This is a genomic window from Streptomyces sp. adm13(2018) (genome assembly GCF_008042145.1).
In the GTDB taxonomy this organism is placed as follows: Bacteria; Actinomycetota; Actinomycetes; order Streptomycetales; family Streptomycetaceae; genus Streptomyces.
This window is the reverse complement of sequence record NZ_RDBH01000129.1, coordinates 1,458,111-1,471,011: the sequence shown is the minus strand read 5'-3', so window position 1 is coordinate 1,471,011 and position 12,901 is coordinate 1,458,111. Positions and strand designations below refer to the sequence as shown.

Here is a 12,901-nt window from a genome sequence, read left to right as displayed (position 1 = left end):
CCCCGGCCGAGCCCCGGCCGCACGGCGAGGCCTCGGCATGAGGCGCCCCCTCGCCAACGCCTCCCGCCGGTCCCTCGCCGGCGCCTCCCGCCGCCGCCCCCTCGCCCTCGTCGCGGCCCTGGCCGCGCTCCTGGCCGCCGCCCTGCTCCTGACCGGCTGTGGCGGCCGGGCCACCACCCACCACAAGCCCGGCACCAGCCACGAGGAGGCCACCGGGAGCGCCGGCACCCTGCTCTCCGCGCGGGACGAGGGCGGCCACCGGCTCCGCGAACTCCCCGCGGCGCAGGCGCCCGCCGTCCGGGTCGAGACCCGCCCCGACACCGAGGGCGGGTGGAACATCCACCTCACGGTGGAGAGGTTCCGCTTCACCCCCGACAGCACCGGCGGCGCGGCCCTCCCGGGCCGCGGCCACGCCCGCCTCCTCGTCGACGGCCGGGAGGCCGGCCGCCTCTACGGCGCGTGGGGCCACGTGCCGGCCGGCACCCGTACCCTCACCGTCCGCCTCCACGCCGACGACCACACCGCCTGGGCCGTCGCCGGGGCCGACGGGGACGGCGTGCGGGCTCCCGCGGCCACGWCCGCCCACAGCACCCAGATCACACCCAGCAGGAGGCGGAGCCAGGCGGGGCTCACGGGGATGCCGGGGACCATCAGGATCGCCTTGTCGAAGGCGTCGAGAAGGGTCAGGGCGCCGAGGAGCACGGTGACGCCGGCGAGGACGGGACGGACGGGGCGCAGGGCGAGTCCCAGGAGGGTCCACCAGAGGCCGGTGAGGAGCAGGGCGAGCGCCGGGACGGCGGTCGGGGTGAGGGCGAGGGTGGAGCCCGCGACGTCGAGGGCGAGGCCCGTGAGGCCGATGAGGGTGGCGGCGGCCGCGAGGCGGTGGCCGCGCAGGCGGCGCCACCAGAGGGCGAGGCCCGCCAGGGCGAGGACGAGGGAGCTGCCGAGGGCGAGTTGGGTCTCGACCCGCTGGAGACCGCGGGCGCCGTACCAGTCGCAGCCCGCCGGGAGGCGGCGCGCCTGGACGCTGTAGTCGGCACAGACGAGGAGCTGGGCGAGCTTGACGGGTTCGCCGACGAGCCGGTCGGTGCCGCCGGAGACGTCGCCCCGGCGCGCCCCGCAGTCGGGCAGGGCCCCGGGGCTGGCGGCGCCGGCGTCGGACTGCCAGCAGTTGCCGCTGCCCTGGCCGTCCCACCACACGTCGGTGCGGTTGGGGCGGGCGGTGCCGGACCTGTCGACGCCGAGGCGGTTGCCGGCGTAACGGTTGTGGTGGGAGGTGTCGGTCTGCTTGCCCCAGGCGGACTCGCCGCGGATGAAGGCGGGGACGGCGCTGAGGTAGAAGGCGGCGCGCTGGTGTCCGTAGACCCAGTTGGCCTCGTAGAGGTTCCAGTTGCCGCCGGCGGTGATGATGCCGGTGCCGGGGGGCATGGAGATCTGGGGGCAGACGACGCCCTGTTCGTAGCCGCGGTCGGCGGGCGGTCGGGCGCAGGTGCCGTCGGCGACGTAGCGGTAGTAGTTCTGGTTGTTGTCGTGGATCAGGTTGCGTTCGAAGCGGGCGTGGTTCTGGGGCAGTCCGGGGTGGCCGGGGAAGGCGGAGTCCATGGAGGCGCCGCCCATGTTGTGGTCGAACTCGTTGTCGTGGACCCAGACGGAGTCCCCGGCGGTGCCGGAGTAGCCGACCATGTTGTGGTGGCTCCGGCAGCCGGTGATCTCGATGGAGTAGCGGGGGACGTCGTAGCCGCGGCCGTCGTTGATGTCGGAGGCCGAGCCGGGGTAGATGCCGGAGTCGCCGTTGCCGTAGGACTCGCAGTTCCTGTAGAGGCCGTGGTCGGAGGCGAAGGTGAGGAAGCCGTACTCGTCGTTCCAGCGGGTGAGGACGTCGTCGATGACGAAGCCGTCGGCGGCGAGGACGTACAGCGAGTTGAACGTGGTGCGCTGGGCGGTGAAGTTGCGGAAGTAGACGCCGTCGCTGCCGTCGGCCCGCAGGGCGTTGAGTTTGCGGTACCCGGCGTCGATGACGACGTCGAGGCGGGTGGCCCCGGTGCCCTCGATCTGGAGGTTCTTCTTGCCGAGGACGGCGACGAGGTTCTGGTTGTGCGGGCACTGCCGCTGCTGCTCGTAGCTGAGGATCTGGTAGCCGAGCGAGGAGGCGGGTGCCTTCAGGGTGGCGCAGGCTCCGGTGGGCGGGGGCTGGGAGGGCTCCTCCTCGTACAGGCCGGGAAGGATCGCGATGGTGAGGCCGGGCCGGTCGACGGCGTCGACGGCCTGCTGGAGGTGGCGGTAGCCGTCGCGGGCGCAGCGCTCGTAGAGGGTGAGGTTGCGGGCCTTGAGGGCGGCCGGGAAGGCGGCGATGCGGCGCTCGAAGGCGGCGCGGTCGGTCTTGCACACGAGGAGGTCGGGTTCCCCGGTGCGGAGTTCCGGCACGGTGCCGGAGCCGTCGGGGAAGGTGACGGGCCGCTCCTCGTGGGCCTGGGCCCCGGGGGCGGCGAGCAGGCTCGCGGCGAGCGCCGCGAGCACGACCGAGAGCGCGAGGACGAACCTTCGGGTCCAGGACATGCGCGAGAGAGTAGAGCAATGCTCATCTTTTTGGATCCCCTCGCGCAGGCCCGGTTTCCGGGCGCCACGCCCCCGGCCCCCCGGGGCCGGGAGCCCGTTCCGGCCATACGCCCACCGGCGCCCCGTTGACGTGAGACGCGCGGAATCCTACGGTCATGCATAGGATTCCCTTGTGGGCTTCCCTTGTGGGCTCAGGACAGGAGCGGGCGATGACCACGGAGCAGGCCGAGAGGCGCGAGCGGGCCAGGAAGACGGCCGAGGCGCTGGGCTACAGCACCGGTTTCGGCAACGAGCACAGCTCGGAGGCGATCCCCGGCGCACTGCCGCACGGCCGCAACTCGCCGCAGCGGGCACCCCTCGGGCTCTACGCCGAGCAGCTCAGCGGCAGTGCCTTCACCGAGCCGCGGGCGCACAACCGCCGCTCGTGGCTCTACCGGATCCGCCCCTCGGCGGCCCACCCGCCGTTCACCCGGATCGACAACGGCGCCGTCCGCTCGGCGCCCTTCGACCAGACCGTGCCCGACCCCAACCGGCTGCGCTGGAACCCGCTGCCCGAGCCCGCCCCCGGCACCGACTGGCTGGCCGGCCTGTGGACCCTCGGCGGCAACGGGGACGCCACGCAGCGGGCCGGCATGGCCGTGCACCTCTACCACGCGAACGCCTCCATGGACCGGGTCTTCGGCAACGCGGACGGCGAGCTGCTGATCGTGCCGGAGCGCGGCGGCCTCCTCCTCCGCACCGAGCTGGGCCTGCTCGCCGTGCACCCCGGCGAGGTGGCGCTGATCCCGCGCGGCGTCCGCTTCCGGGCGGACCTCCTGGAGGAGAGCGCCCGCGGCTACGTCTGCGAGAACTACGGCACCCCGTTCCAGCTCCCGGACCTCGGCCCGATCGGCGCGAACGGCCTGGCCAACGCCCGTGACTTCAGGGCCCCGGTCGCCGCGTACGAGGACGTCGAGGGTCCGGTCGAGGTCGTCAACAAGTACTGCGGCAACCTCTGGTCGGCGACGTACGGCCACTCGCCGCTGGACGTCGTCGCCTGGCACGGCAACCACAGCCCGTACGTCTACGACCTGCACCGCTTCAACGTCATCGGGACGATCTCGTACGACCACCCGGACCCGTCGATCTTCACGGTGCTCACCTCGCCCTCCGACACCCCGGGGCTCGCGAGCGTGGACTTCGTGGTCTTCGCGCCGCGCTGGCTGGTCGGCGAGGACACCTTCCGGCCGCCGTACTTCCACCGCAACGTGATGAGCGAGTACATGGGCCTCATCGAGGGCGCGTACGACGCGAAGGCGGAGGGCTTCGTGCCCGGCGGCGGCTCGCTGCACAACATGATGTCCGCGCACGGCCCCGACCGGGAGACCTTCGACCGGGCGAGCGCCGCCGAGCTGAAGCCGCAGAGGATCGACGACGGCCTTGCCTTCATGTTCGAGACCCGCTGGCCGGTGACCGCGACCCCGCAGGCCGCGGAGGCCGACCACCTGCAGAACGGCTACGACGACGTATGGCAGGGTCTTGAGCGCCACTTCCGGCCGTAGTGTCTCGGCCGTAAGCCCGTAGCCTTCGTACGGAGAACCCGTGACCGCCTTCGCCCCCGACTCGCTGGTCCTGAACCGCAAGCTGCCGCTCTGGTACCAGGTCTCGCAGTCGCTGCGCGCCTCGATACTGGGGCGCACGCCCGACGCCTCGCTGCGGCTGCCCACCGAGGAGCAGCTCGCGGCGCACTACGGCGTCAGCGTGCTCACGATGCGCCAGGCCCTCAAGGAGCTGGAGGAGGAGGGCCTGATCAGCCGGCACCGGCGGCGCGGGACCTTCATCGAGCCGGGTGCGCGACGGTCCACCCCGCGCCGGCTGCTGGGCTCGATCGACGCGATCGTGGCCCAGCAGTCCGGCGAGCGGACGACGGTCCTCGGGCACGGCACCGCACCGGTGCCGGGCGAGCTCGCCGAGCACTACCCCGACCTGGCGGAGATCGTGGCGTACCGGCGGCTGCGCCGCGACGGGGAGAGCGGCGAGCCGACCAACTGGGCGGAGAACGCGGTCCGTCCCGAGCTGGCCGCCGCCGTCGATCCGGCCGATCTGGAGCGCTGGCCGATGACGAAGGTGCTGCGGGACGTCGTGGGGGTGCGGATCAGCCGCATCACGGACACCGTCGAGGCCCGGCTCGCCGACCCGGAGACGGCGTCCCTCCTGGAGGTCCCGCTCCTGTCGCCGATCCTCCACTACACCGGCGTGACCTACGACGAGGAGGGGCGGGTCGTCGACGTGGCCCGCATCCGCTACCGCGGCGATCGCTTCTCCTTCACCGTCACGGTCGAAGCCCAGTAGGGGGCGTCGGGCCGACGCCCGACGTTCGCACCACCGCCCCGCCCCGCCCCGGCGGGATCCCGCCGACGGTGGAGTCCCGCGGGCCGTGGTCGTTAGCATGCGGGGCGTGACGGAAGCCCCCGGAGCGCACGACGCCGATCCGCCCCGCCCCGCCGGCGCGCCGCCGGCCGACGACCTGCCCCTGCTCGACGACCTCATGCCGTGGTCCGTCGCGCCGCTGCGCTTCGGCCGCTCGTGGATCGTGGCGCCGGACGCGCGGACGCTGCGGTCCCGCTGGGACCGCCTGGTCGCCGCCGAAGGGGCCGAGCGGGAGGCTCTGTTCCGCCCCAGCCGGGCACGCACCCCGGCGAGCGCGGTCGCCGCGCTGCCCGGCCAGCGGACCGGGACCGTGCGCTGGGCCCGCGAGTCGGGACCGTGCCCGGAGCCCGTACGGATCGCACGCGGGCCGTTCGACGAACAGCTGCTGCTGCCCGACCACCGGCTGATCGACACCGCGCGCCCGGAACTGTGGCGGGTGGCCGGGGAGCCGCAGCTCTTCGCGGTCGAGCAGGGGTACGTGCCGGGGGCGGCCGGCCCGGCACTCCTGGTGACGGCCGCGCTGCCCGAGGGCCGCTCCCCCGCCGGCCGTCCCGGCCGGATCCGCCCGCTGTTCCGCCGCCCCGGCGGGGTGGAGCCCAACCTCGCCCCCGGCCTCCTCGACTTCCTCGGCGAGCGGTACGGGCACCCGGTCGACGCCCTGGAGTGGCTCGCGTGGACGGTGGCGGCGGCCCGGCCCTCGCCCACCGGCTGCCGGGTGCCGCTCCCCGCGGACCCGGAGGTCTGGGCGGCGGGCGTGGCACTGGGCCGGGAGCTCGTCGACGTCCAGGCGCGGGGCGCGCTCAGCGGGACGAAGCCACGGATGCCGGGCGGCCGCCGCCCGTACGTGCGGGCGGCCGTCCCGCCCCGCCCGGAGACGCTGACGTACGAGGCGGGCGACGAGACGCTGTGCCTCGACGCGGGCCGCATCTCCCCCGTACCGCCGGAGGCCTGGGAGTACAGCGTCGGCGGGACACGGGTCCTGGAGCAGTGGTTCGCGCACCGGACCGCGCCGGTGGAACCGGGGTCGCTCGACGCGATCGGGCCGGCGGCCTGGCCGCAGGAGTGGACCTCGGAGCTGCTCGACCTGGTCACGGTGCTGGCGCTGCTCGGCGCGCGGGAGGCGGAGCGGGCCGCGCTCGTCCCGGATGAGGCGGGGTCCGCGGGCGGCGCGGAGCTGCGGGCCGCAGGGGTGCTGCCGCCGCCGGCCGGGTCCCGGCGGCCCGCCTCCGTGCTGGACCACCAGGAGGAGGGCCCGGAGGGCCAGTTCATGCTGCTGTGACGGGCCCCGGACGGCGCCCGCGCGTGCCATGTCCCCGAGTGACATGTCCCCTGGTGACAAGGACCGGCCCCGCAGGGTAGGCAGGGCTCTCATGAGCACTCAGCCACTCCCCCTCGAAGGCCTCACGGTCGTCGCCGTCGAGCAGGCCGTCGCCGCCCCCTTCGCCACCCGGCAGCTCGCCGACCTCGGCGCGCGCGTCATCAAGATCGAGCGCCCCGACGGCGGGGACTTCGCCCGGGGGTACGACACGGCGGCGCGCGGACTCGCCTCCCACTTCGTGTGGTGCAACCGGGGCAAGGAGTCCGTGGCGGTCGACCTCAAGGACCCGCGCGGGCTGGCCCTCGTCCGGCGGCTGGTGGCCGGCGCGGACGTCTTCGTGCAGAACCTCGCCCAGGGCGCGGCCGCCCGGCTCGGTCTCGACGCGGGCGCCCTGTGCGCCGCCCACCCGCGGCTGATCGCGGTGGACGTCTCCGGGTACGGGGCGACGGGACCGTACGCGCACCGGCGGGCGTACGACATGCTCGTGCAGTGCGAGGCGGGCCTGGTCTCGGTGACCGGGACGCCGGAGCAGCCGGTGAAGTCGGGGATCCCGGCGGCCGACATCGCCGCCGGGATGTACGCCTTCTCGGGCGTCCTGGCCGCGCTGGTACGGCGCGGCACCACCGGCCGGGGCGGTCCGGTGGAGGTGTCCCTGCTGGACTCGCTGGCGGAGTGGATGGGGCACCCGTTGCATTACGGCATGCATGGAGGCACGCCCCCGGCGCGAACGGGGCTCGCGCACGCGGTGATCGCCCCGTACGACGCCTATCCGACGGCGGACGGGGGTCTGGTGCTGCTCTCCGTGCAGAACGACCGGGAGTGGCGGCGGCTCGCCGGGCAGGTGATCGGCCGGCCCGAGCTGGCGGAGGACCCTGACTTCGCGACGAACACGGCACGGGTGGCCGGGCGGGCGGCGACGGACGCGGTGGTCGCGGCGGCGCTCGCCCCGCTGACGGCGCCCGAGGCGCTGGCCCGGCTCGACGCGGCGGGCATCGCCTGCGCCCGGCTCAACTCGGTCGCGGAGCTCGCCGACCATCCCCAGCTGACCGGGCGGGACCGCTGGCGGGAGGTGGAGTCGCAGGTCGGGCCGCTGCGTTCCCTGCTGCCGCCCCTCGTGTTCCCGGACGGGCCGGAGCCGCGCATGGGGCGGATCCCGGCCCTCGGGCAGGACACGGACGGGGTCCTCGGGGAACTCGGGGTGCCGGAGGCCGAGGTGAGGGAACTGAGGGGCGCGGGGGTGATCGCCTGAGGCCGACGGGCTGACCGGCCCTGCACGGGGGCCGGGCCGTCCAGCCCCTCCACGAGGGGCGGGCACGCGGCCGGACACGACGGAGCGCCGGACGGGCGGGGACACGTCCGGCGTTCTCGTGGTCGTTCAGTCGGAGCCGTGCGGGCGACCGGGCGGGAGCGGGCGGGAACCTCGGGGTTGCTCGACCCGGCGCACCCGCGACCTAGTGGCGTGTTCCGAAGAGGGAGCGGCGCAGTCGGCGGAGCGGGGCGAAGAGCGAGACCCGCGCACTGCGACTGCGGTGACCGTGCACCGCGACGGGCGCACGCGAGGTGAGCTCGCGCATCAGCAGGGTCGCCTCGGCCACCTCCCGCTGCGGTATGGCGGGACCGCCGAGCACCGCGAGGTGGCGGTCGAGGCGCGAACTCGTCGCGCTGCTCCCGCAGGTGATGGCAGGCACTCGCGGCCTGCTGCGCATTGCTATCTGTTCCATGTCACTCCCCACCCGTACAAGGGCACCCGACCCAGGGCAGGTTAACCCTATCGCCCCGCGGTGACACCCGTGTATCCCGGCGACGGGATTCACGGCACTCGTACGGGGGTTGACGGTCACCGTGCGAATCCATCTGATTCCAGGGCGAGTTGGACAGGACTCGAACACCTGCCGAACCGTCACGAACCATCCTGCCCTCCTGGCCCTCCCTATCGCCTACCCGGATCCGTGTGATCTCCACCACCAAGATCGTCCCGCGGCGGCCGACCGCGGCCCGCCCGCGTCCGGCCAGGACACCGGCGCCGGACCGGGGACGGGAGGACACCCCTCGGCTACCGTGGATCCATGACGGTGATCGCGGGTCGTTACCGGCTGCTGGACGTCCTCGCCGAGGGGGCGACGGGCACCGTCTGGCGCGCCCTGGACGAGACGGACCGCCACAAGGTGGCCCTCAAGGAGCTGCGGGCCCCGGACGGCCTCCCGGCGGACGAGGCGCTCCTCCTGTACGCACGGCGCGAGCGCGAGGCCAGGGCCGCCGCCCGGATCGACCACCCCGCCGTCGCGCGGGTCCTCGGCGTCGCCACGGAGGACGGCCGGCCCTGGGCCGCCATGGAGCTCGTACGGGGCCTCACCCTCGCCGAGACGCTGGAGGCGGCCGGACCGCCGCCGGCCCGGGAGACCGCGCGGGTAGGCGCCGAGGTGCTGGCCGGGCTGCGCGCGGCGCGGGAGGCGGGTGTCCCGCACCGGGAGGTGGACCCCGAGCACGTCCTCCTCGCCAACGACGGACGGATCGTCGTCACCGGCTTCGGCACCGCCCCGGAGGACGATCCGGGACCGGTCGGCGAACTGCGCGCCCTGGGGCGGCTCCTCACGGCGGCGCTGCCGTCGCCGTCGACCGCGGAGGACGAGCGGGCCCGCGAGCTGCGCGCCCTCGCCGAGGAGCTGTCGGGCGAGGGGCAGAAGCACGCCGCAGACCGGGACTCGGGCCGGAGCCCGGACCCGGACCGGATCGAGCGGGAGCTGCGGCGACTGGCGGCGGGCGGGGGGCGGCCCGCGCCGTCGGGCTCGGCCGGAGCCGCGACGGAGGCGTCCGCCGGTCCCGGGGGAACCGCCGGGTCCGGGCCCGGTGCCGCCCTCGTCGTCGCGGACCAGGTGGTACGCCAGCGCCCCCGCGATGAGCAGCGCGCCGATCACTCCCGCGAGCAGGACGTGGAAGCGCCCGGACGAGGTCGCCCCGGCGCTTCCACGTCCTGCTCGCGGGAGTGATCGGCGCGCTGCTCATCGCGGGGGCGCTGGCGTACCACCTGGTCCGCGACGACGAGGGCGGCACCGGGCCCGGACCCGGCGGTGTCACGAGCACCGCTCCGGCCGACCCCGGCGCCGCCGACGGCGGTTCCGGCGCGCCGCGTTCCTGACGGGGCCGCTACACCGCGTTCCTGAAGGTGGGCAGGTAGCCGCCGGACTGGCCCGAGGCCGTCGGGTGGTAGGACTCCCCGATGTTCAGCCAGTTGACGCTGTGCAGCCAGGCGGAGCCGGAGCAGATCTCGTGTCCGGTGAACGCCGGGACGACGCTGGAGAAGGTGTAGCCGTGGTCGGCCGCGCGCTTGGCGACGGCCGCGTTGAGGTAGTCGGAGGCTCCGTTGATGGCGCGGCGCTCGTTCTCGCTCAGCCCCGCGACGCAGCTGCCGCTCAGCTGGTAGAAGCGCGGGTAGCCGAGGACGACGACGTGGGCGGCGGGGGCCTTGTTCCTGATCGCCGTGTAGACGGAGTCGAGTTTGCCGGGCAGCGTCGTGTCGACGTAGCTCTTGGCCTGATTCACCCGGCTGATGCAGGTGGCTTCGGACTGCAGCACACAGGTGGTCATGACGTCGGCGAAACCGGCGTCATTTCCCCCGATCGTGACGGAGACCAGGTCGGTGGCGGCGGAGAGGGGGCCGAGCTGGTTGGCGGTCACATCACCCGTTCGGGCGCCGGAGCAGGCGGTGAACGCGAACGAGGAGGGGGCGTTCGCGTTCTTCCACAGCACCGGGTACGCCTTCGTGGAGCGCTTGCAGTCGCCGCTGGCGCTGTCGTAACTCCCGGCGCCGACACCGGAGGAGTACGAGTCGCCGAGGGCCACGTAGTCGAGCGCGGCGGTCTCGGCGGCCTGGGCGGCGCCCGCCCCGGTGAGGGCGAGGACGGCGCCGAGCAGGAGCGAGGACGAAACAGCGGCAAAACGGGACAGTCTCATGGAACCTCCCTTTAGCAGGATCTCTGCGCTACCAGGTAGTAGCATCGGATCCGCCGCGCCGGAAGTGTTCATGTCAAAACTGGGGGCGAACATCATCCGACCCTCCGTCATGCACGTCTGTTTTCAGCCAGGAGCGCGGGAGACCATCGAGCGGCAGGGACCGATCGGATCGAGACAGGAAGCGGAAGCTCCGGTCCCGCGAATCGATCACGCGCGAACACGACACATTCGCACAACAAAGCACAGGAGAGTGACTCCGCATCACTGTTCTCTGCATGCAAACGGATTGACCGAATCCGATCGGGACGGTTGCACATCTGACCATCGAAGCTTCGCCAAACTACGGAAAAGCGGGCCACCGATCAGGGACTTGCCATACAGTCCCATTCATCAATACCGTCGTACATCTCACCCGCACCGATCCATCACGCAAGCGGCTCAGGGGAGGGCTCTCGCGTCGCCGATGGTCCCGGTGCGGGGCGCGGTAGGGGGGTGCCGTGCTCGGTGTTCGAATGTGCGCCGGGTCGCGGGTACCGCGCGGCCAGACATGCCAACTCGCCGACTCCGCAAGGAGATCGCGCATCCGCGCGGGCATGGCGAGAACCCCCCTTTCGAACCGGACACACCATCGGACCGCCCAAGGGGTGGGCGGCCCACCGGACGAGAGGGAAAACCAGACCCATGAGCTCGTTCCTGCGCCCATCCGTCTCAGGCGAAGAAATAACCGAGCCGAGTCGAATAGCCGCCCAGTACCGGGCCATCACCTCACATCTGGCGATCACTCCGCCGGTGAGCGTTGTCATTCCCGCGATGAACGAAGCCGAAAATCTTCCGTACGTCTTCAAGACGCTGCCGGAATGGATTCACGAAGTCGTCCTCGTCGACGGAAATTCCACGGACAACACGGTCGACGTCGCCCGTGGGCTGCGGCCCGACGTGAAGGTGGTCAAGCAGGTCGGCAAGGGCAAGGGCGACGCGCTGATCAGCGGTTTCGCGGCCTGCACCGGTGACATCATCGTCATGGTCGACGCGGACGGTTCGGCGGACGGCCAGGAGATCGTCTCGTACGTCTCCGCACTCGTCGGCGGCGCCGACTTCGCCAAGGGATCCCGCTTCGCCAACGGCGGCGGCACGGACGACATGACGACGATTCGCAGACTGGGGAACTGGGCCCTCTGCACCCTCGTCAACCGCAAGTTCGGCGCCAGGTACACCGATCTCTGCTACGGCTACAACGCCTTCTGGCGCCACTGCCTCGACAAGATCACCCTGGACTGCACCGGATTCGAGATAGAGACCCTCATCAACATCCGGGTCGTCACGGCCGGCCTCAAGGTCCAGGAGGTGCCGAGCCACGAATACAACCGCATCCACGGCGTCAGCAACCTCAACGCCGTACGCGACGGCATCCGGGTCCTGAAGGTCATCCTCAAGGAGAAGGCCGTCAGCAAGGCCGCCCGCCGCCGGCCGGCCCCGTTCTCGGTGAGCGTCCCCCGGGAAGAGGCGTCTTGAACGACCGCACGTCCCCGTACGGCTTCTCGGTGGTGATCTGCGTCTACACGGAGGACCGGTGGGAGGACATCCTCGCCGCCGTCGACTCCGTCCGGAAACAGTCCCTGCCCGCCCTCGAGACCCTGCTCGTGGTCGACCACAACGAGCGGCTGCTCACCCGGCTGACCGAGGAGTACGCGGAACCGCGGCCCACCGAGGAGGTGCGGGTGCTCGCCAACGCGGGCCCCCGCGGCCTCTCCGCCGGCCGCAACACCGGAATCGCCGCCGCCCGCGGCGAGTTCGTGGCCTTCCTCGACGACGACGCCGTCGCCGAGCGGGACTGGCTCCATCACTTCGCGACGGCCTACGACGACCCGCGCGTCATGGCCGTCGGCGGCCGGACCCTGCCCGCCTGGGCCTCCGGCCACAGGCCGGCCTGGTTCCCGGAGGAGTTCGACTGGGTCGTCGGCTGTACGTACCGGGGCCTGCCCCCCGGCCGCGTCCGCGTGCGCAACCTGCTCGGCGGCAACGCCTCCTTCCGCCGTACGGCCTTCGACGCGGCCGGCGGCTTCGCCACCGGCATCGGGCGTGACGGCGACCGGCGGCCGCTGGGCGGCGAGGAGACCGAGCTGTGCATCCGGCTCTCCAAGGCCGTTCCCGAGGCGGTCCTGCTCATCGACGACCGGGCCGTCATCCACCACAAGGTGCCCCCCGTCCGCGAACGCTTCGCCTACTTCCGCACCCGGGTCTACGCCGAGGGACTCTCCAAGGCGCTCGTCGCCCGCAGCGTCGGCGCGCAGAAGGGCCTGGAGTCCGAACGGCGCTACACGACCCGGGTGTTGCCCGCCGGAGTCCTGCGCGGGATGCGCGACGCACTGCGCGGCCGCTCCGGCGGCGCCGGCCGGGCCGGGGCGATCGTGACCGGAGTGACGGTCGCCGCCGGCGGCTACGCCCTCGGCACCCTGCGGGCCCGACGGCACGGGACGACCTTCTCCTGGGGGCCGATCGAGCGAGCCGGGGACGGCACCGCCGGGGCCACCGACACCACCGGGACCGCGCTGACCAGGGCACTGGTGGGAGACGCGGAAGCGCGCCCGGCGGATGCCGTGGCCTCCGAAGGAGGAGCACGGTGACCGGCACCCGCACCGGCACCCGCACGGGTACGGCCACCGACCC

11 protein-coding genes and 1 pseudogene are annotated in these 12,901 nt (G+C 73.2%); 8 read left to right on the top strand and 4 right to left on the bottom strand.

Annotated elements, in window-relative coordinates; translation table 11 throughout:
* Positions 1–343, bottom strand: a pseudogene (locus tag EAO70_RS38525) (potassium/proton antiporter); the annotation flags it as partial.
* Between the two features lie 107 nt (positions 344–450).
* The gene (locus tag EAO70_RS23470; protein WP_261992997.1) at positions 451–2,556 is read right to left on the bottom strand and encodes a right-handed parallel beta-helix repeat-containing protein; all 2,106 of its coding nucleotides are present in this window, start codon (positions 2,554–2,556) and stop codon (positions 451–453) included.
* A gap of 209 nt (positions 2,557–2,765) precedes the next feature.
* Between EAO70_RS23470 and hmgA the strand changes: the two genes are divergently transcribed.
* The 4 genes from hmgA (at position 2,766) to EAO70_RS23450 (ending at position 7,532) form a co-directional block, all read left to right on the top strand.
* Positions 2,766–4,097 carry a homogentisate 1,2-dioxygenase gene (gene hmgA, locus EAO70_RS23465; protein ID WP_148004774.1) on the top strand — a complete coding sequence of 444 codons (1,332 nt, stop codon included), beginning with the start codon at positions 2,766–2,768 and terminating at the stop codon, positions 4,095–4,097.
* A gap of 40 nt (positions 4,098–4,137) precedes the next feature.
* A complete protein-coding gene (locus EAO70_RS23460) occupies positions 4,138–4,887 on the top strand; it encodes a GntR family transcriptional regulator (protein ID WP_148004773.1) in 750 nt (249 codons plus the stop codon).
* Positions 4,888–4,984: 97 nt separating this feature from the next.
* A complete protein-coding gene (locus tag EAO70_RS23455) occupies positions 4,985–6,244 on the top strand; it encodes a type ISP restriction/modification enzyme (protein WP_148004772.1) in 1,260 nt (419 codons plus the stop codon).
* 91 nt (positions 6,245–6,335) lie between these two features.
* A complete protein-coding gene (locus tag EAO70_RS23450; protein ID WP_148004771.1) occupies positions 6,336–7,532 on the top strand; it encodes a CaiB/BaiF CoA transferase family protein in 1,197 nt (398 codons plus the stop codon).
* Positions 7,533–7,734: 202 nt separating this feature from the next.
* On the opposite strand, the gene EAO70_RS23445 is transcribed toward EAO70_RS23450, so the two are convergent.
* Entirely contained in the window at positions 7,735–8,004 is a 270-nt protein-coding gene (locus EAO70_RS23445; protein ID WP_148004770.1) for a hypothetical protein, read from the bottom strand.
* 345 nt (positions 8,005–8,349) lie between these two features.
* Here EAO70_RS23445 and EAO70_RS23440 point away from each other — a divergent pair, with 345 nt between their 5' ends.
* Positions 8,350–9,270 (top strand): protein kinase domain-containing protein, encoded by a 921-nt coding sequence (locus EAO70_RS23440; RefSeq protein ID WP_187283996.1) that lies wholly within the window; start codon positions 8,350–8,352, stop codon positions 9,268–9,270.
* A complete protein-coding gene (locus EAO70_RS38105) occupies positions 9,267–9,419 on the top strand; it encodes a hypothetical protein (RefSeq protein ID WP_187283995.1) in 153 nt (50 codons plus the stop codon). The genes EAO70_RS23440 and EAO70_RS38105 overlap by 4 nt, the downstream gene beginning before the upstream one ends.
* Positions 9,420–9,427: 8 nt before the next feature.
* On the opposite strand, the gene EAO70_RS23435 is transcribed toward EAO70_RS38105, so the two are convergent.
* Complete coding sequence (locus EAO70_RS23435) at positions 9,428–10,234, bottom strand: SGNH/GDSL hydrolase family protein (RefSeq protein WP_148004769.1); 807 nt, start codon at positions 10,232–10,234, stop codon at positions 9,428–9,430.
* 681 nt (positions 10,235–10,915) lie between these two features.
* On the opposite strand from EAO70_RS23435, the gene EAO70_RS23430 reads away from it, so the two are divergent.
* Together EAO70_RS23430 and EAO70_RS23425 are read left to right on the top strand one after the other, a co-directional pair.
* Positions 10,916–11,746, top strand: a complete 831-nt coding sequence (locus EAO70_RS23430) for a glycosyltransferase family 2 protein (protein WP_148004768.1) — start codon at positions 10,916–10,918, stop codon at positions 11,744–11,746.
* Positions 11,743–12,858, top strand: coding sequence for a glycosyltransferase family 2 protein (locus EAO70_RS23425; RefSeq protein ID WP_148004767.1), 1,116 nt, complete (start codon positions 11,743–11,745; stop codon positions 12,856–12,858). The genes EAO70_RS23430 and EAO70_RS23425 overlap by 4 nt, the downstream gene beginning before the upstream one ends.
* Positions 12,859–12,901: the final 43 nt, after the last annotated feature.